The organism is Spirochaetota bacterium (assembly GCA_034190085.1).
Lineage (GTDB): Bacteria > Spirochaetota > UBA4802 > UBA4802 > JAFGDQ01 > JAXHTS01.
Genome location: JAXHTS010000015.1, coordinates 1 through 23,501, shown reverse-complemented (window position 1 = coordinate 23,501; position 23,501 = coordinate 1). Strand labels below are relative to the sequence as shown.

The following is a 23,501-nucleotide window of genomic DNA, read 5'->3' as shown; positions in this document are numbered from 1 at the left end:
CAATAGAGGATACAATATGCATATCAATGCTGAGTACGTTAATCCCTTTTTGGAATCTGCAAGTTCAATATTTAAAACTGTAGTTGGTATCGATTTAAAAAGAGGAAAGCTAACAATTAAACAATATCCTGAACCATCTCATGATGTGGCTATAATGATCGGTATAACTGGAGACATTCATGGAGTAGTTATTTATAGTTTGGGATACAGTATGGTCTATAAGATTGCTGATATACTTGCCCCTGGTTTGAGCAAAGAGCAAATTGATGTGGAATATAAAGATATTATTGGGGAGCTTGCTAATATGATAACTGGAAACGCAATGAACCTCTTTTCAAATATCGACAAAGGCGTTGAAGTTACAACCCCTACAGTGATTCACGGCAAGGATTTCACTATTACAGCAATTCAACAGACAACCCTTGCTATCAATCTCTATAGTACTGTTGGCTCGCTTGAGATGAATGTGGCATTAAAATAGCCTCTAATTGTTTCAAATTCCCTTCAACCCTCTCTTTTAAAGGGGAATATCGAAAATGTAAGGCCCTTTCCTCATTTGATTTCTTGAGAAAGAGTTTATAAAGTTTTATAGCAATCTCAAAATCCCTTAACATTAAATCCCTTTCAAATAACTTTCCAAGATAAAAGTAGGCATCATCAATCGTTTCACGATCTCTGTAGTATTTGATCAATCTCATTAGAGTTTGCAGCGCCTTATTGCCCTTCTTTTCATTTATATAAATATTCCCAAGAACTAGTAGAGCATCATCTGCAAGATGATGATTAGGGAATTGAGATGATACTCGATAGTAGAATTCAATAGCTGCTGAAGGATAACCCCTCTTCATTTCTATCTCTCCCATCTGGAAAACTGCTGTCGGATACTCCCCTGAATTCTCACTAATGGAAAGGAGTTCATCCCTAGCATCATCCCATTTATTTGTATCAATGTATATCTTAGCAATCCAGATTGTTGAGCTATCCATCAATGGACTTTGTGGATATTTCATTTTCAATTCCTTGAATTTGCTCAAGGCATGATCATAATTATGGGCATTAAAGAGTTCCAATCCTGTCTCTAGAAGAGTCCTATCAAGTGATGGGATAGATATCTGCTCCTTCTTCTCTTCCATCTTTTCATTATCAGCCCTGTTTGTCATATATTGAGAAGAAGATTCTTCTCCTAAAGGCTTCTTGGTTTCCTCTTCTTTTTCTTCTATACTCCCCTCTATTTCGCTATCCAAGATACTCTTAATGATATCTTCAAGACCCCTCATATCTCGGGAGTAAGAGGGCGTGCTGAATATTATACAAAATAATAATATGGCCGAAATCCTTTTCATCTATCGATGATACCTCTACCCCTCTTTATTAATTGTGGAACACTCCCCTCTTTCATTTTATCATTTATTCCCTTTTGTCTGGTTTTTTTTCTAATAACAATTCCTGAATCCGAGTTTAAACTCGGTTTAACCTCAGGTTTATCACCCTCCAATATCATCCCTTCCCTTTTCTCTCGAAGGATCTCACCCCTATTCCTCTCATCAGTATAATGTCCTCGCCTCTTCAACTCTTCAATCTCAGCCCTAGTACCTACCTCATCTATTCTCTGTACCTTGGATAATCGATCCCTCGAATCAATTAAGGGTGGCGGTTTTATCTTATTAATCATATCATCAGGTTCAGCGATTCTATTGTTGAGATATAGTTCAAGCTTCTCATTTGATGGAAATCTGATCTTATCCTGCTTCGATAGTTTGTTTTTGCCTAGTATCTCAGTTTCAAGCATAGTACGAAAATTCCCATCCTTACGTTCTCTTTTTATATCAATCTGAAAAACCTCATTTGTGGAACCGGCAATAGGAGTACCATGAATTTCAGCAGAGTCTTTCCCATAATAATAACCGATAATTATTCCAAGGATCACAAAGATAAAGACAGATAAATAGAATACCTGCTTTATAGTCTCAATAGTCTTAATATTTATGCTATCGATAATCTTATTAATTTGAATTATGATCTTTGTAAGAATATTAACAATCGGATTCATATCGCATTCTTATAGTTATTAATCCCCAAAAGTTAATTAATTGTATAAACGATCATCCTCGATCAAGGATAAATATTACCCTGCATTCAGCCAGATTATTGATTGTTTCTTTATCGCTAAATATCCTTCTAGCATCCTTATCAGAGAGGACAGGGCATCCCTTTATCTCCTTTAATGCTACAGTAAAGTAGGGATTCTTTCCCGCCCTTTTATCGTTAAAAGCCTCCTCCTCTGAATAGCAATAGGAAACCATACCGAAATTACAGGCAAATTGACTTTTGATGTAGTATCTTCCATAAATTTCAAGTCCATTGTCATTATATATCGATGGGAAGAGCATGGGTTTTATATTCAGGCCCCTTCCATCAACAATCAATCCGCTATAATAGGTCGAAATAGGCGTATCATCCCTCAAGGGAAAATTTTGGAAAGGAAAATCAAAGGGTATTGAGGCAATGATGTCGGACATTCTTAATTTAATCTCACATTGAGTAGTGAAGAAATCGACTGGATATTCATTCTCTGAGATTGAGTATTCTATTAGAGCAGATAGTCTTGTTTGAATATACTTATTATCCTTAATAAGATCACGAACAGTATTCCCAACATCAATTCTAATCTCTTTAATTGCCTCATAGATATTCACAATTGCTTCCTCTCTGGCCAGGGTATAAGCATCCGCTCTCGCTCTGTTAATGGATGTTGAGCTATTATTGTGATAATCAATTGGAGAACCATGGGGTTCAATTTTTATCGAAGAGCTTCCCCTAGAGATGATACGCCCCTTTGACCAGTTTATAGAGACCTTCCTTGTTCGGGTTATATAGTCTGCAAAAAGCGGTTGGAGAAGTATAATCAGAAACAATAATGCTAAAATTGGTAAAGATATCTTATCTCTCATATTTCCTTTAATCTGTGCTCCATGCTTCTTCTAACTATCTGTTATGAGACCAAAACACACTCTGGGGTCCTGATGATTGTGGATTGCCACATAAATTGAGTGATACTCAATTGCTCTATTATTAAGTTAAGCTGTAACAGTCTTTATTCTTATACCCTCAATTGATTATCGGATTATTTCAAGCCTTCTTTTACTCTCATTGAGTAATTTTAATACCTTATTAGAAGCGGCAGCGATATCTGTAATAAACATTTTCGTTGCCCTTTTTTCACATATCTCAGGATGTCTTGATAGATAAACATAGGTCTTTTTTAGAAAAGGCGTAATAACCTTAGAGATGTTCTCCTCATTGATTATCTGAAATATTTTATCATTCAACTTCGCCTTTTCATTTATGAAATCCTCCGATAGATGTTTAATCTCGCTGATCCCTTTAATGGCAGATAACACCCCCTTGTAGAGGGACTCAGGATTATTGACTACATTCTGGGATATTAAACCTTTCAGTATTTCATCTGGCCTTCTCTCTCGTATTGGAATCCTATCTAAAAGCGACTCAAGGGAGCACTCATCAGTGTTTATAATTCTAGCTCCACCCTCAGTGGCATTAATTACAGGGATTCCTACCTTATTTGAAGAGTCTTCAAACCAGCGCCTGTATAGATCAAACACAAAATCAGAGATGACCTCCCCTTCCCCTCCATATGCTTCTACATATTTTATCTTTCTTTTTCTAATGATATTCTGATTGAATGTTTCAAGATTCATGAATCTCGTTGTTTTAGGAAGCCATTCGTCATTATGACAGGTCCCGCTACAATGGATCTCTCTTCCAGTATATGCTAAATCCTGTCCAACCAGAATAATGGGATTGCAGCCGAGATTTAGGAGAAGATCAAAGGCGCTGGTAGCAACAGAACCACCTGATTGAATATCACCAATTGGAGGAATAAAATCCTCAACCCAATCCATTAGAGGCGTAGTCTCCCTCTTTATGTTTCCTTCTTCATCGCTATAGTATTTTGATGTGGAGCTAAAGATTTTATTACCACCATAATAATCAATTACCCTTGGGAAACTTACAACATCAGCAATGAGTATGGCACTCTCATCCCTTATTCCAAGGAAGTGCTTAAGACTATGCTTCTGAGAGTCAATAGTCATCACAAGATGAGGGCTGATCTGATTCTTTTGTAAAACCTTAAAGGCTGTATCCACACAGACGATGAGGGCTCTATCTCTCATGCATCTGAGCACATGAAGGTTCTTTCTTAGGGTTGGACCACCTGACACTATAACTCCGGGATAGTTCCTGAATTTATTAAAGAGGCTTTTGACTGGGATTGAGTTCAATATCTTTGTAATATTTTCCAGAATGTTATGTATCCATTTCTCTTCAAATTCGAATCTGGTTAAAAGATCGCTAAGCTTTGACGATATATACTTATTTATATCAACTAAAAATGTATCATAATAATCCTTATGAATCATATATGATGGTCTATGATAATATGTAGTGACGCCCCTGATTGATGTAACATCAATTACTTCAAAAACAACTTCCATGTCGAGGTTTGTGTTTATAATTAACAGATTTTCAATAAATTCAGGATAGGTTGAAAGGACAATATCAATTACCCTCTTATCTCTCTCTACAACGACTATTGTGCAATCAGAGAATCGCTGTCTCAATTGTTGAATATGAAATCCCAGCCCAAGACCGCAGACCAGTATCAAATTGGCCCTTCCAATTTGAAAGGAATCGACTGATCTTTGAGCTTCCCCCATTGGATTGTATGCGGAATGGAGTTTAATCTCTCTTGAATTAGTATAGATAAGGGTCTTCAACCCAGATGGCGTATCCTTTAGTTTATATTTACCCATTATCATTTTTCAGTGACGCGATTGGCAAAAGCCATTCCTGTAAGGGGCAGGTAGATGAATTAATTGTACATCTCTTTCAATTCGTTGTGAAGTTGTTCAAATTGTGATTCATTAAAAATTTTAAATCTCTCAAGAACGTCCTCTTCAATATAGTAGAATTGATATTTTCTATTCTCAATTCCACAGAGCATGTTTGCCAGATAAGTGATATAGCAGAGTTCTTTTGAATCATTGTTTAAAGAGAGAGGAGAATGGTGATATTTAATTGTATCGATTAGATATTCAGGGAAATGCCATTTGTTTGCCATCAACTCTCCTATGCTTGAGTGACTTATTCCAATTGATATCTCTTCCATTATTGTTGATGTTCTCATTTTCCTGTTCTTAATAATTTCGGAAATCCGATTAACGAGCTTTACATCAGCAGAGAGGAGAACAATCTTCCCGATATCGTGCAATAATCCGGCTAAATACGCCTTTTCAATATATTTCTTTAGCCCATATTTAGATGCAATATTTGTAGCATAGAAGGCGACCTTTTTACAGTGATCCCATATCTCTTGAAATTTTTTATATCTCTTATCCAGTATCATTCTAGTGGCATTAACTGTGAGTATATCATTGAGGTTTTTAAAACCAATAACCATAACCGCATCACTTATATTCTCCACGCGCTTTGCTCTAATAAAACCTGCTGAATTGGAAAGCTTAAGAATATCTGAAGTAAGGGCCGGATCTAACATTATTTTTTTGACAATCTCATCTATAGTGACATCGGGCTCCTTGCATAGCCTTTGCAGTTCTATAATGTGATCTGGAAATGAGGGAAGACCGCTGACCTCATTAACAATCTGTTGCTTTAGATCTGTTGTCAGGCTGGAGGGTTTCGTTTTATAGGGGATGCAAAATTGAGATGTAGTAACCTTCCCATCAGAATCTATTGTATATGAATTTTCTCCTATACCGGAATTCCTTAAAAGAAGAGTCGTTAGAACTATACCTAGCCCCGCGCCTTCTGTATCATCATATATATCTTCATAGGCATCTGAAAAATCATTATATGTCTTTGCCTTCTCTATTCTGGTATTTATTCTATTTAATTCTTCTGGTAGTATTGGTGCATTATTAGTAATAACAGTCTTAAGCCCATCTTTAGTCTTTGTCATTATTACACTTATCCTGTATTCACTCTCCTTCAATTCCTGCTCAAGGCTGAAGATGTTGCCTGTCAGCTCCTCTTTAAAGCGATCCATCCCCTTTTGGTAGCTATCGAGATCATTGATATCGAGATTCAACTTTTGGAAATATAACCTTTTGGCATTGGCTTTAACCGCATTCGCAATAAGCTCCTTAATAATGGTGACTACAGCATCTAGCAGGTAGAGGTTGTCCATACTTGACAACAGCTTGGCGTAAATTGCGTTCAACAGTTTAATTACTGTATCAGTATGGAAATGGAATGAAATATTAAGCTTATTCTCTTTTTCAATCTGAGAGTAGAGTTCTTTTGTATTAATCTGTCTGGGCATAAGGTTTCCTTTAGTTTGTCAATGGTGTCATAATCTATGTCTTTAATTATCGTCTAAGATTATTAAAAATGTAAAGCGTTTTTCAATATTCAAATTTTACGATAATTTGAATAAAATTGTACTGAGACTACTATAAGTCTATAATCGAGTATTTATTATGAATTACAGCGATATCCGGTTTTGGATTGTTCAATATATAATTATGGATATAGGATATATTCGCAAAGGGCTTTCTTAATGCCATGTCAATGTTCTCTGATGATCCTCTGAATTCTCTTATCTTCAACTCAACTCTATCGGCATCAAGGATTTCACATAATCTTTTAAGAACGGGTGAAAATGAAAAATTGGATGACAGATAACACCTCGATACAATTGAATTCTTGACTATATGTGTATAGTTCTTAATGTTTCTATAATCCGCAACAGGGATACAGAGTGTTATATTCTTGATTCCATTCACATCCATATATCGAGCAATAGTCCTAGCATGCACAATGTTTCCTATTTTGCCAAATACAATCGTTTCCCTTCCCCTTGTAAGGATAATAACATCTGTATTGTCATGATTTAGTACAGCTATTTGATTCTCATTAAAAACCCGATTATCGGAGAGATAAAACCAAGCTGAAACAAGGGCTAAAAGGATTGATATTGCCAATACCTTCTGATTTTTATTGCAAAGGAGTACAGGTAAAAATAGGAGAATAGTAGATATCACCAGAATATAGCTTATTTCCTCAACAATGAAGTGTCCATCTATTCCAGAAAACAACTCTACAATCTGGAGATTAAGGCTGAATATGAATTCTGTAATGAGAGCAAAGAACATTCCTATATGATTTGATATTGGGAAGACAACATTTGCTATTAAGGAGAAGATTAGGGTTAAGGCCATTCCCGGAACAATCATTATATTTGAGATTACGCCTATAAGGTTAATCTCCCTTAGGTGAAGAAAGATGACGGGAATCACCAGGATTTGGGCTGAAAGTGTTAGGGATAATGATTTCGCTATAGGAGATGGAAGGGTTGAGAGAGCATTGCTGTAAAAATTGAGGAATAGGATTATTCCAAGGGTTGCGCCAAAGGATAATTGGAAACCTAAACTGTAGAGATCATTAGGATAAATCATTAGTATTATAATAGCTGTAAGAAAGAGCGTATTCAATATGTTCCTTTCCAGATCAAAGATATACTGAACAGAATAGAGGGATAACATAATAAATGCTCGCAATAGAGAGACAGGAATATCGGTTATATAAAGATAAAAATAGACAACAGCGACAGTGGCTAGCAATATTATCTTTCGATTGATCCTGAGAGTGCCAAGGATAAAGATCGGTATTGTGGATAGTATTCCAACATGCAGTCCGCTTGCGGCAAGGATATGCAGCACGCCGGCCCTCTTAAAATCAAGGATAGTTGCCTTATCAATATATTTTTTATTGCCAAAGTATAGAGCCTTTATTATTGAAGCAGTCTTTCCGTTAAAGAGAGTGGATACATTCTCATCTATTCCCCTTCGAATACTCTCTTTAAAAGAGATGGGAACCTCCTTTACAATAGTGAAGTTATTCTCATTAAGATAGAATATAAAGCTAAAACCCCTTCTCAACTGTTTCTTCAAAAAGGAGGAATTATTGGATTTATTTATATCAATCTCTTTCGGTCTTGTATGTATCTCTATTATATCGCCGCGATCAATGGGAAATCTTTCTGGAATATAACTGACAGCCCTATTATATTCTTTACTATGAGAAGAACCATTGCCTGAACCATCTGAAAATATTATTACAGCCTCCCTGGTGTATCTTAGCAATTTTACACTCTCAACCTGGCCGTAGAATACCGTGGACTCGTCATTGACCGGATATGATTTCATTATTGAGATAATCCTTATTGGTATGAAGAGTGAAATGAGCATAGAAGGGAGTATTATCTTTTTAATGTATGAATAACCTTGTTTCTTATTTATCAAACCTTTGACAACATGTGAGTCGCTCTCAAGATTCTCTTCTCTATAGTCTGAACATCTTATTATTGGAATTATAATAAAAAATGAAAATAAATAGAGGATTATTCCTGTGATAATTTCAGGGGTAGACTCTTGAATTATGGCATAGGTTAGTATTATTGCTGATGAAGAGAGGAGTAGTATTAAAAAAGATGGGATAAAGATATTCTGACCAATTTTTCTATATTCGTCCAATTTTGTATACCAGTCCAAACCTGATTCCAGATGATAACTTGGTATTTGTACCCACCTCACCGATCCCAAAGTGTCCATATGTTCCAATGAGATCGATGATAATGTTCCAGTCCCAACTCATGCGGTATATTGTGCCAATAGATATTATATAACCACCCCCCCCATCATAGCCTCTGTTTGCTGGAGGAGTCTCTAAATACAGGCCCAATCCTGAGGTAAGGGAAAGGTCATCCCTTAGCGAATATGAATACTTCCCTAATGCTGTATAGATGAAATGCTGAACTGATATATCCGGAGTGCTGCTATTATTGTTATAAATATACTGGATCGAGAATTCTCCTATCACCCTTTTAATAATAATATCAATGATAAATCCCCCACATAAATAATTACCTGTTACATCCTTGGTCGATCTTCGGTCAATCAACCAATCGGTGTATTCAATTTTATTGAAACCCCCTCCAATTGTGGGTCCAATATAGGTGAAGAAAGGCTCATCAGCATAATTCGAGGCAGAAGGAGTGATCAGAAGAAATGATAATAACAGTAATTTCTTTCGCATTCTTACTTCCAGAATATGTGTAAAAGATATTGATGCATCCCTATCTCACATCAAGGGGGTTTTTCCCCACCAGTGCTGTAGCTGGAACATCATAATCGAATATGCCAGGTGTCATTTTTTCATCGATTATTACATCAGCTAGGGAAAGGGTAAAACCATCAACCTGACTGCTCTTAAAAACAGCCTCCCTTAAGAAGAATGTTGTGTCCATGCTGAGTGTTATCTCGTAATACTCCTGCATATAATTTGTCAATCTAATCCTATATCCTGATTTATCCTTGGAGAGTAAAATTGCAATATATGAACTAAGAAGTTCGGTTATATTGCTATATTTCTCTCTATCGAGATCCTGCACGCCACAGACATTGCTTGAATAATCATATACCCAAAGTTTCTTTCCATTGCATACAATAATCTTGCCCTTTGGTTTCTGGAATTCTACATGTATCTTATCTGGAGACATATACTTTAAACTCCCAATATATACCTCTCCGATATTATATGATAATGTTACTTTCCCTTTTATTGTTTTTATGCTGGAGAGCCTTGTCTTAAATAATTCAAGGGCTTCATCTCCATTAATTGACATCGCATCCCTAACGTCTATTATAGAGAGCAATAGAATAAAACAGATCATCCTTTTATATCTCATTAATACCTCATTTTGTAATATCTATATTATAAGTCATAATACGCCTCTCTTATTGAAAAGGCATCTCCCCTGATGTAATAATATGATACGCTTCTTTTAGTATTGTTGGAGCAATCTCCTCAATCCTTGTTAGCTCATTATTGTTGAAGTCGGAGAGCAGATAATCGGCTACTGATACTCCAGGATCTGCTGGTCTACCAACTCCAAAGCGTATCCGATGGAAGTCGGGTGTTTGAATATGCTGGATAATGGATCTTAATCCATTGTGACCCTTATGACCTCCACCAAACTTGGTTCCAAATTCCCCAAAGGGGATCTCAATCTCATCATGTATCACGATAAGATTCATCGGATCCTCCCTATAATATTGAATAGCAGCCTGAACGGCAATGCCGCTCTTATTCATATAGGTTTGTGGTAGAAGTAAAAGAACATTTCTATCTTCAATTCTTCCCTTACCACATAGGGAGGAGAATGTCTTCAATGTTATGGGGATATTATATTTACGTGCGATATAATCTCCAATTATAAAGCCAGCATTATGCCTGTTCTTTATATATCTGCTACCTGGATTCCCTAAACATGCGACAATAACCATTCTTTTATATGCACGCTTTCCTTACTATTTATATTATGATTAATAATATTCTTCTCGTAAGTCAAGAGTGTTTTTACGAGACTCGATGATTTGTTCAATCCCCTCTATCTCATCATCACCATCCCTTTAATTACGGGCGTGAATTCCATAAATGCTGATATCTTCAGGATTAATATGTTTCATTATCATACTAACAGAGGTGGGAATTAAATTATGCTTGCTCTATGGAAAGAAGTTATATCAACTGTTATGATTTTGGAAAAAAAATATTGACAATTAACATAGTGGAAATACTTTTGATTATCTTAATTGATAAGGATTACCTACCTTGAAAGCAGCGAGAATAATTTCTCCAAAAAGATATGAGATCGTTGATGATGATATTCCGGCTTTGGAAGATGATAAAGTCCTTGTAAGACTTTTAAGGACTGTTATTTGCGGATCAGATATTCCATATTTCAGCGTAAGTTACAAAAAGGAATCGTATCCCTTCCCACTTGGCTATCCTGGTCATGAATGCCTTGGAATAGTAGAAGAGACGCGAAATAATGAATTTAAGATTGGCGATAGAGTAATGTATTACCCTACCTCTTTAGAGGGATTTAAGGAATATCATCTGACAGATGCCTCAAGACTACAGATGTTGCCAAAGGAAGGTGATTTAAATAAACTATCCATGACCCAGATTCTCGGATCAGTAGCGCATAGCGCCTTTAGAATCGACCGACCTTATAAGAAATGCGTTGCTATAATGGGTCAGGGGCCTGTTGGATTGCTATTTACCTCACTGATGAAAAATCTTGGGGCAAATGCCATTATAGTAATTGACCCACTTGAATATAGGCTTGAGGTTGCTAAAAGGATGGGAGCGGATTTTATAATCAATCCAAAAGAGGGAAATGCTGTAGACTCAATATCAGAAATTACGAATGGAGAGATGGCTGACATTGTAATTGATGCATATGGGCAGGATGTTGAAGCAATAAATCAATGCTTTGACATATCCTGTCATAATGGACAGATTGCATTTTTTGGTATTTGTCTTGAGGAATCTCCAAGATTAAACTTCAACATATTTTTCAGAAAGGAATTAAGGATGATCGCCTCTGTAGGTCCTGAAGTGATGGTTGATTATCCCTATGCTCTTAATATGATCCTCAAAAATTCAATAGATGTTACCCCCTTAATAACTCATGAACTGCCATTTGAAGAGATACAGAAGGGCTTTGAAATAGCTACAAATAGATTAGATAATGTCATTAAGGTGGTTTTAACGTTTTAACAAGGAAAATAGTATGTCGAGAGCGAAAATATATGGCTTTCTTGCATGTATAATATCAATAGTTATTGGTTTGTTGTTTTTTTATTATGCATTCTTTTGTGTATTAAACTCTTCAGTCAAAGAAATTGAGAATTTAAACAATTATTCATATTATTCCATCTCTGTCCCAATTGTTTTAGTGACACTCTCTATATTGGGTCTCGGTTTTTGGATAGGATGGACAATCTTATCGATCAAGGTGGTGCCGCCAATGCCAGAGTTAGGAGAGAAGAAAGATTACGCTAGAATAAAGGCCTTTTTCCTATGTCTTTTTACTCTATTGCTTGCAATTTTATTTCTATATGGGGTTTATATAAAGAGTTATTGGTCCTTAGCTATACCAGCCGCAACAGTGACCCTGGTTATCCTTGGCATGGTCTTTTGGGTAGGGACTGCAATAATATTAACCAGATCTACATTACCTGATAATAAGCAATAAAGGGAATCAAGGATTATTCTATTCGATGTTAGGGGAGCGAGTGGTAAGTGATTATTATATATCCATAAAGAGAATGTACTCACTACAAAATTTCATATAATAATTATAAATTAATAATCTTTTAAATATACATATATCAACATAAAATAATCCAAGGATAGATTATTTTATATAAAAGCACAAAGCTTTACAAAAGCAAAGAAAATAGGGAAGAGAAAATGAAGATATGTTTATTGAGTTATAGAGGGAATCCATATTGTGGCGGGCAGGGAATTTACTTAATGTATGTAGCTCGTGAGTTGGTTAAGCTTGGACATGAGGTTCATGCAATAGTTGGACCTCCATATCCCTTTGAGATGGAGGGAGTAACCCTGCATAGGGTGAGTAATCATAATTATTTCAATGTTAAGAAGAATTACATTAAGAATCATAAACCATTCTCTACATTTCAGCCATTCAACTTTTATGAATTTATTTCTTCCAAATTTGGCGTATTTCCCGAGATGGAGACTTTTTCCTTAAGGGCATACCTTAAATTGCGGGAATTATTAAAAGAAAATAGTTTTGATATAATACACGACAATCAGTGTTTAGGGTATGGCTTATTACTAATGAAAAGATTTGGCATCCCCTTTATTTCCACACTTCACCATCCTCTATCAATAGACAGGAGCATTTGGTTTGAGTATCCATCAAATTTTGGTTTGAAAGTAAAAAGGATACTATACTACCCGCTTCTTATGCAGAAGATAGTATCTAATAGGATGAATAAAATAATAACCGTATCTCATGACTCCTCGATTGAAATAAACAAGGCATTTGGCGTGCCTTTAAGCAAGCAGAGCATTATCTATAATGGAATGGACGCAAGCATCTTTTACCCCATAAAGGGAATTAAGAAGAAGAAGAATAGCCTCATTTTTGTCGGGAATGTTGAAGATAGGAAAAAGGGAATAATATATCTCTTAAAGGCGCTCACCCTTACAAAGCATAAGATGAATCTTACAATAGTTGACGGCGGAACACCAAGCAGGAGTAGCGTGCCCCGTTGGATAAAAAAGTTTGGCATTGAGGATAGAGTGAAATTTACTGGGAAGATCCCTATAGATAAACTTGTAGAGCTGTATTCTCAGACAGAAATTGCGGTATGTCCATCCCTTTATGAGGGATTTGGTTTTCCTGCTGTTGAGGCAATGGCATGTGAGTTGCCAGTAATAGCGACAACTGGAGGAGCCCTTCCAGAGGTAATAGGAGAACACCTTGAGACAGCATATCTTGTTCCCCCACGGGATGCTGGAGCAATAGCAAAGGCAATCGATTTCTTAATTGAGAATCCACAATTTAGAAAAAAGATGGGCAAAATAGCCCGCAAGAGAGTGTTAAAAAAATTTACATGGGAGAATGCGGCAAAGGAGATGGTTAACGTCTATGAGGAGGTAATAGGTGCTAACGGTGGATTTTGACATATTCGATGTCAATGTAGGCGATGTTATCCTTGATGCCGGATGTGGTGAAGGTCGTCACTCCATTGAATGCGTGTTACAGGGAGCAAATGTTTACAGCATGGATCTAGATTTAGCCTCTTTGAGAAAAGCCCGCTATACATTAACCCATATAAATGAAAAAGATCGAAAATCAGATGGTGGTAGATTTCAGGTCCATATTGGAAATGCATTAGATCTACCATTTAAAGAAAAAACATTTGATAGAATAATATGTTCTGAGGTAATGGAGCATGTAACTGACGACGATCTGGCTTGCAAGGAACTCGTTAGAACCCTCAAGAATGGGGGTAAAATTGTCATAACTGTTCCTACTACCTTTAGTGAATACTTATATGGCCTAATAACTGATGAATATTTTACCTCTCCAGGAGGGCATATACGAAAGTATCTTCCTGGAAAGCTTATAAAAATAATGAAGAATAATAATCTGGAGATATACAACATCAGATTTAAACATTCCTTTCATGCCATATATTGGCTGATCAGATGTGTTGTGGGGCTTCATTTAGAAGATCATGTTATTACCAAGACATATAAAAATTTTTTAGTCCTAACCATGCAATCAAATTTAATGAAAAAAATAGAGAGTTTTTTTGATTTTTTTTTCCCAAAGAGCATGGTTGTGTATGCCTATAAAAAGTAGTCTGTTAAATCCTACCAAAAGAGCATAAAAGGAGAATCGTGAGAATAAGAGAACTCCAAAAACATCTTGAAGAACTCATATTTGTAGGCCAAGCGCATAGGATCGGCATAATAAAAGAGTTACACCAGAGACCCGACACTTATGAGGGCATTGCAAAAAGGATGAATTTTGATGCAAGATCTACCTGGGTATTATTAGAGGCCCTTGCTGAGATGAGTTATCTGACAATAGATAATGGAGTATATTCAGTACCACATGAGATATATGAACGATTAGTTGATGAAGGGGGCCAGGATTATGAGGGGGATTTCTGGCTTTTTTTGCTTTATCTCATAAATCCATGGAAGACTCTTCCATATGTCTTAAAGCATGGGGAGCCTGATAAGTCCAGCTATAAAAACTTTTCAATAAGCGACTTCATTAAAGGAATGGATTCACCCTGGAAGAAGAGAATTGCTCCTGAAGTGGTGAACATTTGTCTTGAGAATCTGCCTGAAGCAAAAATAGTTGCGGATATTGGCGGGGCTCCTGGAACGATCGCAAAGGTCTTTGCTCAAAGAGGAATTAATACAATAGTTTATGATCTACCGGAATCCATGCAGGTAATGGCCGATGAACTTTCCCGGATCACAAATATTGAAGTGCAAACCGGTGATGCCACTAAGGAATTACCTAAAGGGCCCTATGATATTGCCTTTTTGGGCAACCTATGCCATGGTCAATCTCCTGAGGATAATGTTAGAATAATTGAAATGTGTTATAAGCATCTTCACGATAAAGGATTGATCGTAATATTTGACAATCTCAGGGGAGAGAGTTATAGGGGAGCAACCCTGGCTCTTCATATGATAACACAGAGTCCTAAGGGAGATGTATATTCAAGGGAAGAGTATTATGAATGGCTTAAAGGGACGGGATTTAGAGATTTAAGGGTCGAGAACCTATCAGATTCCACATGGCAACTCATTATAGGACGGAAATAACAGGCTTTTGTGTTCAATGGCTACACGCTCAAAAAGGAGTTTCTCAAATATTATTATCATAGTATAATCCCTATATTTTCTTACTTTGATAATTTCCACCCTGCTTATCTTCTTACAAGGAATATAGATATTTTAGTCGCAATCAAATATATTTGATAAACATCAACTGTGGTGGCAAATAACAGATACCTATTTAGCATAATACCCCTCAATTTATTTAACACAATGCTCGCCCCTCATACTACCAACCTATGACTATTCATATTTCAAAATACAAATTATTCTATTCAATAATAATTATTTATCATGCAGCTACGCTGGATTTATCAGCACGCCCTGTTTGTCAACACGGACCAATTTTAAAACTTTTCTATGCGCCCTTTGGCTTCGGAAACCTAAAGGCTCCATATAGCTCAAGAGCGATAGGATCCATCTCTAGCAATGAGGGGGATAATAATTCACTGAAATCATATTCTGGAAACAGAGTCACCCTTGGATACTTTTACAAGTCCATTCAAAGTGAATTCAGCTACTTTAAAGCATCAATCAAAAATCAGACGATTGAAGAGCCAAATCAATATTCAAGGACTATAATATCCGGTGATTCAACATTCCTTGATCTAAAAATTGGCAAAAGATTTAGCTCATCAGGAGACACATCCTTTAGCTGGCTCTATATTGGCGGAAAGATGATGAGCCTCAATTTTGATATAAGCGGCACGGAAGCAAGGGGAATAGGCTATCTTATTGGATATTACGGATTTCATAGCTATCGTTTAAGGAGCGATTTCGAATTTGCCTTTAATTACGACCTATTCCTGGGAATGTATAAGATAACCGATCTATCATCTGACATAATAATTGACAAGGAAAGGGATAATTCCATAAGCGCAGGTTTTTCTGTAGGGATCGGGATTCAGTATGAGCCATATAATGCATCCTGTCTCTTAAAATTCGCCCCTGAAGTTAATCAGATTACCTATAAGGGCGACTATGCAGGGGCCAATGTAGACCTCAGCGCATCCACCAGGGCCGCCTATATTGGACTGGAGTTTATTTATAACCCGCCAAATTTTAAATACAACCTAAGGGATAATTGAATGGGAGGAATAGCGTAGATGAGAATTCTATTGGTATTATTATTTATCGGAAATTGCGCCCTGCAAAGCATTATATTAGAGGATGAAATAATAGAACGCCCATATAGAACCTCAGTTAACACAATGTTTAATTATGAGGATGCATCAAAAAAATATACCATTGATAACATAAATGCCCATTACAGATTGCATATTGAGATTGAAAAACCGCATATTATCGAATCCGTTACTCATGACATTGACGATATCTATATTATCTCGAATATTGAGGGCACGACAATCATCCATGCTCAATTAGACAAAAGAGGGAGGATCAACTCACATAAAATAGTTAAGAGGGCCGGATTGGGTTTAGACGAAATAGCAGAAAGGATTTTTAAAGGCATTAAATTGAAGCCCGGATATATCGCCGGATATAGCCATAAGACTGAAGTCTACGTGCGAATCACCTTTGTCGGAAAAAAAAGATTATGAGGCAGATCATTGTACTCATGATAGGTCTACTCTTTTCGATTCAGCTTTATGCATCCCAGGAAAGCGAGAATAGGAATAAAGGCATGTCTGAGAATATCACCTATAATATATCCGGCATCATAGTTAATAAAGCATCTGGCAAGGCCCTGCAGGGGATAACTGTAGGCATAGAAGAACTGAAGATAATCGCTTATTCAGACAAAAAGGGCAGATTTGTCTTCAAGAGCATTAGACCGGGGAAATACCATCTGCGTTTTTCACATCCGACTTATGAAGAAGAGATAATTCCTATAAGATTGAAGAGGAATTTCCATATCAATATTGAACTAAAAGGGGCATCGTATGCATTGAACAAAATAGAAAACTACTATAGCAGGCGTGAAGACAGATTCGGAGAGCAGCATATTATGGGGAAGAACATAAAGGACCTTCCCATGAGAGGAGCGGGTGACAGCCTTCATCTTCTGCAGACACTCCCAGGCATTGGTGGAGGATTTGCTCTTGCAACAGTGCCCATAATAAGGGGCGGCAACCCGCTCCATGATAGGTTATATATAGACGATCTGCCCGTCGATTTTCCATATCACTATTTAGCTTCAATCGTTCCTCTGATATCATCAGTCAACGAAGAGATCATTGATAGGGCATCTGTTATTAAGGGGCTCTCCCCCATGTTCTATGATGACAACCTTGGCAACATCATTCAAATAAAGACAAAAGATCCTCAACAAATGAACATTCATGGCAGGGCGATATTTGATCCTGCTATTCCGGTTTTCCCCACTCTATCCGTAACAATTGTCCCAACAAGCAACCTCAGTGTCATGTTCTCCGGGAGGAGGTCTTATGTTGATATGATAACGGATTATGAAGAGACTGACCTCTATTTCCAGGATCATTATCTGAAGTTAACATACAACCTCTTTTCAAGGCATAGATTATTTTTCATTGCCTTTGGCGTTGATGATTATCTGTCAATCGATGACTACACTACCAGGAGTCGATATAATATTGAGGCCCTAAAATGGGAATACCTAATAAACAAAAAAATATTTTTAAAGACCCTACTTTCAATACACCAGATGGAACATTATATTGAAAATGAGGACGTTTATCGTGATATGGTTGGTGTACTTTTGAGGTTCAATCCAACTCAATATAGAATATTTCATACGCTTCACGCGAAATTGAAGAATTATCACATTAAAACGGGTTTTGAGATTATTGCTCATAAAGACGGCATTGAGGGGAATGTCAGCCTAAATGATATTCCAGATCTGGATATATTTGATAATACCAGCATGAATATCACAGAAGAATACCCTATAGAGGGGGCATCCTATTCTCTTTTCTCTGAGTTTTATGCGGAATATAAACCTCTATGGATAAACCTGGGAGTTAAATATAAGCGCTATGGACCCCTGTCAAATAAATCCTTTTCATATAGGGGTATGTGTGGACTGGATATTAATAAAAGGAACACGGTATACACTGGAGGAGGCGTCTATCACGCTCATCCGGATATGTACTACTATATAGGAGAATCGGAACCGAAATTTACAGACTCTCAGGCATTTAATGGAATTGTGGGGATAAAATCGAGACTATTCTCAGGAATAACGGGGCAGGTTGAGTTGTACCATTATGATTACAAGAATCTATCTTCAGCAAATACAGATATAATCAATGACAGCGAATATAAGAAGATAACACAGATAAATCCCTTTTCTATTGAGGGGGAAGGAAAATCACAGGGAGTTGAGTTCCTAATAAAGGGGAGCCATAAACATTACTATGGATGGATCAGCTATGCTTATTCCATTTCCAAGAGAAGCAGTGAAAGATACAATAAGTATGATTATTTTTCCGACTTCGACCAGACTCATCTCCTTACACTAACGCTGGCATCAACATTCGGCCACTGGACTCCCTCAATGATCTTTCATTATTATTCCGCCCTTCCCTACACGCCCATTATCGGTTCAACAGAGGATAACGGAGAGCATGAGGCAGTCTATGGAGTGTATAACGCCAAAAGATTTCCAGCGCATCACAGGCTTGATCTGAAATTAACATATACAAATAAAAATAACAGCAGGTTCTATATTGAGGTGTGGAACTTTTACTATAATCAGGGGAATCGTCTATTCCAGAAGTTTGACGAGGATAAACCTTATGGACCGGATAATCCTGAATCTCAATCCGATTATCCGCCTGTATTCGTCTGGTTGGGAATAGAGTTATGCTTTTAAGACTATTATCGCTAATAATTATATTCTCCATTACAGCAGAGGCTGCTGTAAATGAAACGGAATATCACAAGTCAGAGGATTTTACTGATGATGTGAAGATTTTAAAACGAATGCTAAAGGAGGATCCAAAGGATCTGGTCTCACTGAAAAGGCTATTGAAGATCCACTTTGTGGAAGAGGACTTCCGTTCGAGTAGAAGAATTGCATCAAAATACCTATCCATAAAAAAGGATAAGGAGGTTGCCTATATTAGAATAATATCCCTTGCCAACAACAAGATGTACAAAAAAGCGTTAAAGGAGATCGATGAATTTCTTAACAACTACAAAATCAGCAACAGGGAGCAAAGACTCATAATGCTCAAAATGGCGTTATATGATAAGCTAAAAGAGACAAAACCGCTTCCAATTAACGCAAAAATGATAAACCTAAGCGAAGAAAAAATCCTAATCTCTTTTTATCATAATGGGAAGGAAATCCTCGGGTATGACAGGAAAATGGGGAGGTATTTTTCCTACTCATTTTCAAGGGGCAAAATCAAACTTATGGATAAAGAACCCGACTTTTTGACAGGAATAAACGCGAAGGAACTGCTCTTCTTTTCAATTTCAATAGACGGAAGAGAGGCTCTTGCAAGCATAAAAAGAGGGGAGAATCACGCTAAAGTACTTATGAGACAATATAGTGTTCATAAAAAGACGTGGTCTCAGTGGCTCTTCATAAGCTCTATGAATCCCGGAGACTGGAATAGCTATGGCAATTTTACCTCCGACGCGAGTTCTGTAATTTTTTCATCCGATGCGGACAAGAACAACGGTCTGGATATTTACTCCACTACAAGAGGCGATGACGGCCAGTGGAGCAGACCGAGGAAGCTTGCTAATATTAACACGCCTATTGATGAGTATTCACTATTTCTACATCCTGACGGCGAAACTCTATATTATTCATCAAATGGTATGAAGGGGATGGGCGGCTTTGATATTTACGGCACCAGACTAATCAGGAAGGAAAATGAATATCTTACTACTAAATCCATAAGCATAAAATCCTTAAACACATACCGCAATGAGCATATCCCTCTTCTTATAGCGAGGAATGGGAAAATGGGATTTCACAATCTTTCTGTTGCCAATAAGAACTATATATACAGGGTGAAAAATCTTATTGTAAAACCAAGACCAGTTTCCTTATTGGAAGGTCATGTCTATGATAAGGAGACAAAGGAGCCTGTAAAGGGGGCCGAAATCAGGATAATGAGGATTGGCGGTCAGGAATTGAGGGGGACAATAAGGACGCGTACCTATGCGGACGGCTTTCTTGGAGCGACATTGAGGCAGAACTCAAGGTATATAGTATCCATAAGCGTTATGGATTATCTCTATTACAGGAAAAATGTAAATGTAAAAGCAGGTCAGAAATACCTGAAAAGAAACTTCTATCTTAAAAAGGGGAGGGTCACAAAGGGCTTTTCGTTTGTTGCGAATAATATATATTTTGACATTGGATCAGCAAAACTGAAAGAGAATTCCTATGATGAGATTCATAATATCTACAACTTTCTCAAGAGAAATCCAAAGGTTGTAATTCAAATTTCCGGTTATACTGATAGCACAGGATCTTATGAATTTAACCTAAGGCTATCTGAACAGAGGGCTAATGCAATCGCAAATTATCTAAAGGGAAAAGGCATATCCAGAGAAAGGACTCATGTCAAGGGATTTGGTTATGCTAATCAGGCAGCCTCAAACCTGACCGAAGAGGGAAGGAAATTAAACAGAAGAGTCGAGATTAAAGTAATAGAGGTGAAAAAATAGATAATTATTTACACGATCTTAGGTCCTCTCGTTTTATGTTGTTAATCTCCCTAATGATCGGATATTTCATCCATATCCCTTCAAATTGTAGCAGAAATAACAATCAATCCAGGAACAGAGTCATTTCCATAAAAATATTAAACCGCTTCTTTTACACGAAATAAGCATGGCTAAAATCAGTGAAAGATAATGAAAAGAAGCAATCCCTATGTCATTCCTACGGATGCAGGAATCTGCTTCTGTTAAGAATTGACAACCAAGCCTTTGTCACACTTAAACGAAATTGTCATCAATGACCATCCAACTAATGAAAAAAGAGGGGCCAAGCGCCCCTCTTTAGCTTTGCTCTGTAATTCATGTAACTAAGCTGCTGTGGATTTATAGAAATCTCAGCGCGCCATCAATCAAACTCATACGCGCCCATTGACCAACCCGCCGCCCCGTCGTTGACAGGTGAGTCATCCGGCCCTTCAGTAAGGTTAGTCCGCGTATTTCCATCCATATCAACGCTGAAGCCCCAGCCCTCAGCCGCTCCATCAAGACCGCCCTGACGCGCTTCCACAGGCGAACTCCCGGTTAGATGCCAATCACCGCCCGGACGATCCGCAAAAACAGGATCAATGCTGATGTTTCCGCTCGATGGAATATCGACTAAGACATTGACTTCATCAATACCGATAATGAATGTCGCATCTTCGTCACAATAAAGCGCTGTTGGGCAATTGAAGATATTGTTGTTCCGCAGGGACGATGGGTCGGAATCTGGAAAAACGCCACCATCAGTGTCTTCATGTATGCCAATTCTTGAATCGCCGCCGGATGTGAATATGATATTGTTTTCTACAATGGAAGCTGAATCAGTGATTTGAATAGCTCGGCATTCATTACCCCCATTGCCTCCATCAATTGTATTGTTCCGTATCGTTAATGAGAGATTATCGTAATTTGCAATACCACATGATTCCCCACCTCCATTACCACCGAAAATAGTATTGTTCTGTATTGTTGAATTCGATCTTTCGTTACCAATACCAATAGAAGCTTCACCTCCGCTTCCGCCATCTATTTCGTTGCCAGCGATACTTGGGGATGAACCATTAGTATTGTAGATGCCCGTAGATCCTACGCCTCTTCCACCATTAATCTCATTACTATCAATACTTGGCGAAGAATCATCGTTGACAATACCAGCAGATAAGAAACCACCAATTCCGCCATTTATTTCGTTATCAGCAATACCTGGGGATGAATCAGCATTGAAGATGCCGGCAGAAGATTTGCCTCCACTTCCGCTATTTATTTAGTTGCCAGAAATACTTGGAGATGAACCATCGTTGTATACACAAACTGACAAACCGGTACATTCTCCCCCATCAATTATGTTATTTTTTATAGTTGGGGAGGAATCGTATAGATTAAAGATAGCGGAGGAAGCTTCTCCTCCTCCCCTAATAATAAAACCATCGACAACAGTAACATTTGTTATAGCAATAACGCTATTATTCCCATACACGTCCCGATTCGGGGCTCCAAAATCACCGCCAAGGCTGCTCGTATCAACAATGATAGTCTCATGCTCATATCTATTCCTCTCGAAAAAATCACTCGAATAACCACCATGCCCTCAGTGGCCGCGTCAACACCCTCCTGAATTGTGTTAAAAGGATGATCCCTTGTACCATCCTCTATTCCGCTGACATTGTCAATGTTAACATATATCAAATCTACTATTGCGCAGGAATCGCCCGTATATATAGCCCTGTTGCCGGCAGCATCCTTCACTAATACATTGTAAAAATATGTCCCTGCGATAAATATTGTCTCCTCTACCGGAACGCCACTGTATGAAGCATAGTCCTGCACCGTATCCACACATTCCCCCTCTTCAATGATGCTGATCTCTGATGATGACCTGACGAGCTTATTGGTTAGGCCATCGCTTCCGGAATCATCACTCACTTCTCCCCAGCTTACCCTGATTGCGGCGCCAAAGGCGCTGAATGACACCGCACTACCTGGCGTAGGAGCGATGGTATCGACTACGGACGGCGGGAAAAAGGCAGGATCGCTAGATGAATCCGAGCAGGAGCATCCTAAATAATTGCCTGCGCACATCCAAATAGCACCTAACGCAAGATAATGTAAAACAAATCTCCCCCGTTTCATTATGCTACCTCCATTTATTATTTTTTTTATATTTTCATTACTTTTTTATAATAAACAATATCATAACTACTCAAATATTTTTTCATATACACTATTAGATAAAAAATGTATAAAGGAGATGAGTTGGAATTGTCTAAATTATGTCATTCCGGCTATAGCGTTGTAGAATGTCAAAATCTAAAGCAATTATTAGTAGGGTTTTGTAACCATATAAGATTCCTGCATTCGCAGAGCCTGCCCCTGTGAATACAGGGGAATGACTATAGCTGAGTAGTCTCTCACCCCGCTGGCAGGGAATAAATATAAGAGAAACTTTTTTATAGACACTTATTTTTGTTATGTAATTGATGATTAAGATAAATCAATGCAGTTAAAACCGAATGTAAATTGGAGCTTTTTTGCCCGTTGAGTAG

At 37.5% G+C, this 23,501-nt stretch carries 21 protein-coding genes; 11 read left to right on the top strand and 10 right to left on the bottom strand.

What is annotated here, in order from left to right; translation table 11 throughout:
- The first annotated feature begins 16 nt into the window (after positions 1-16).
- Complete coding sequence (locus SVZ03_02905; protein MDY6933155.1) at positions 17-481, top strand: chemotaxis protein CheX; 465 nt, start codon at positions 17-19, stop codon at positions 479-481.
- On the opposite strand, the gene SVZ03_02900 is transcribed toward SVZ03_02905, so the two are convergent.
- The 9 genes from SVZ03_02900 to pth all read right to left on the bottom strand — a co-directional run bounded on the left by SVZ03_02900 (position 429) and on the right by pth (position 10,388).
- Positions 429-1,343 (bottom strand): hypothetical protein, encoded by a 915-nt coding sequence (locus SVZ03_02900; GenBank protein ID MDY6933154.1) that lies wholly within the window; start codon positions 1,341-1,343, stop codon positions 429-431. The two genes, SVZ03_02905 and SVZ03_02900, sit on opposite strands and share 53 nt — an antisense overlap.
- A complete protein-coding gene (locus tag SVZ03_02895; GenBank protein ID MDY6933153.1) occupies positions 1,340-2,050 on the bottom strand; it encodes a hypothetical protein in 711 nt (236 codons plus the stop codon). The genes SVZ03_02900 and SVZ03_02895 overlap by 4 nt, the downstream gene beginning before the upstream one ends.
- Before the next feature lie 52 nt (positions 2,051-2,102).
- Positions 2,103-2,951, bottom strand: a complete 849-nt coding sequence (locus SVZ03_02890; protein ID MDY6933152.1) for a hypothetical protein — start codon at positions 2,949-2,951, stop codon at positions 2,103-2,105.
- Between the two features lie 165 nt (positions 2,952-3,116).
- Positions 3,117-4,835, bottom strand: a complete 1,719-nt coding sequence (locus SVZ03_02885) for a 6-hydroxymethylpterin diphosphokinase MptE-like protein (protein ID MDY6933151.1) — start codon at positions 4,833-4,835, stop codon at positions 3,117-3,119.
- 59 nt (positions 4,836-4,894) lie between these two features.
- A complete protein-coding gene (locus SVZ03_02880) occupies positions 4,895-6,364 on the bottom strand; it encodes an HDOD domain-containing protein (protein ID MDY6933150.1) in 1,470 nt (489 codons plus the stop codon).
- Between the two features lie 130 nt (positions 6,365-6,494).
- Positions 6,495-8,594: a ComEC/Rec2 family competence protein gene (locus SVZ03_02875; protein ID MDY6933149.1), complete on the bottom strand. Its 2,100-nt coding sequence runs from the start codon at positions 8,592-8,594 to the stop codon at positions 6,495-6,497.
- Positions 8,563-9,138, bottom strand: coding sequence for a hypothetical protein (locus tag SVZ03_02870; protein MDY6933148.1), 576 nt, complete (start codon positions 9,136-9,138; stop codon positions 8,563-8,565). The genes SVZ03_02875 and SVZ03_02870 overlap by 32 nt, the downstream gene beginning before the upstream one ends.
- Before the next feature lie 40 nt (positions 9,139-9,178).
- A complete protein-coding gene (locus SVZ03_02865) occupies positions 9,179-9,790 on the bottom strand; it encodes an outer-membrane lipoprotein carrier protein LolA (GenBank protein MDY6933147.1) in 612 nt (203 codons plus the stop codon).
- A 49-nt stretch (positions 9,791-9,839) separates the two neighbouring features.
- Positions 9,840-10,388: an aminoacyl-tRNA hydrolase gene (gene pth / locus SVZ03_02860; GenBank protein ID MDY6933146.1), complete on the bottom strand. Its 549-nt coding sequence runs from the start codon at positions 10,386-10,388 to the stop codon at positions 9,840-9,842.
- 328 nt (positions 10,389-10,716) lie between these two features.
- Here pth and SVZ03_02855 point away from each other — a divergent pair, with 328 nt between their 5' ends.
- From SVZ03_02855 to SVZ03_02810, 10 genes are all read left to right on the top strand, one after another.
- Positions 10,717-11,670, top strand: coding sequence for a zinc-binding dehydrogenase (locus tag SVZ03_02855; GenBank protein MDY6933145.1), 954 nt, complete (start codon positions 10,717-10,719; stop codon positions 11,668-11,670).
- Between the two features lie 13 nt (positions 11,671-11,683).
- On the top strand, positions 11,684-12,148 hold the full coding sequence (locus SVZ03_02850; GenBank protein MDY6933144.1) for a hypothetical protein: 465 nt from the start codon (positions 11,684-11,686) through the stop codon (positions 12,146-12,148).
- A gap of 218 nt (positions 12,149-12,366) precedes the next feature.
- Positions 12,367-13,611, top strand: a complete 1,245-nt coding sequence (locus SVZ03_02845) for a glycosyltransferase family 4 protein (GenBank protein MDY6933143.1) — start codon at positions 12,367-12,369, stop codon at positions 13,609-13,611.
- Entirely contained in the window at positions 13,592-14,296 is a 705-nt protein-coding gene (locus tag SVZ03_02840) for a class I SAM-dependent methyltransferase (protein MDY6933142.1), read from the top strand. The genes SVZ03_02845 and SVZ03_02840 overlap by 20 nt, the downstream gene beginning before the upstream one ends.
- 38 nt (positions 14,297-14,334) lie before the next feature.
- A complete protein-coding gene (locus tag SVZ03_02835; GenBank protein MDY6933141.1) occupies positions 14,335-15,279 on the top strand; it encodes a methyltransferase in 945 nt (314 codons plus the stop codon).
- 251 nt (positions 15,280-15,530) lie between these two features.
- On the top strand, positions 15,531-16,379 hold the full coding sequence (locus SVZ03_02830; protein ID MDY6933140.1) for a hypothetical protein: 849 nt from the start codon (positions 15,531-15,533) through the stop codon (positions 16,377-16,379).
- 18 nt (positions 16,380-16,397) lie between these two features.
- On the top strand, positions 16,398-16,853 hold the full coding sequence (locus SVZ03_02825; GenBank protein ID MDY6933139.1) for an energy transducer TonB: 456 nt from the start codon (positions 16,398-16,400) through the stop codon (positions 16,851-16,853).
- Positions 16,850-19,105 (top strand): TonB-dependent receptor, encoded by a 2,256-nt coding sequence (locus SVZ03_02820; GenBank protein MDY6933138.1) that lies wholly within the window; start codon positions 16,850-16,852, stop codon positions 19,103-19,105. Before SVZ03_02825 ends, SVZ03_02820 begins: the two co-directional genes overlap by 4 nt.
- Positions 19,096-20,922: an OmpA family protein gene (locus SVZ03_02815; GenBank protein MDY6933137.1), complete on the top strand. Its 1,827-nt coding sequence runs from the start codon at positions 19,096-19,098 to the stop codon at positions 20,920-20,922. The genes SVZ03_02820 and SVZ03_02815 overlap by 10 nt, the downstream gene beginning before the upstream one ends.
- A gap of 1,109 nt (positions 20,923-22,031) precedes the next feature.
- Positions 22,032-22,226 (top strand): hypothetical protein, encoded by a 195-nt coding sequence (locus SVZ03_02810; protein ID MDY6933136.1) that lies wholly within the window; start codon positions 22,032-22,034, stop codon positions 22,224-22,226.
- A gap of 178 nt (positions 22,227-22,404) precedes the next feature.
- Here SVZ03_02810 and SVZ03_02805 read toward each other — a convergent pair whose 3' ends face one another.
- The gene (locus tag SVZ03_02805) at positions 22,405-23,088 is read right to left on the bottom strand and encodes a hypothetical protein (GenBank protein MDY6933135.1); all 684 of its coding nucleotides are present in this window, start codon (positions 23,086-23,088) and stop codon (positions 22,405-22,407) included.
- Positions 23,089-23,501: the final 413 nt, after the last annotated feature.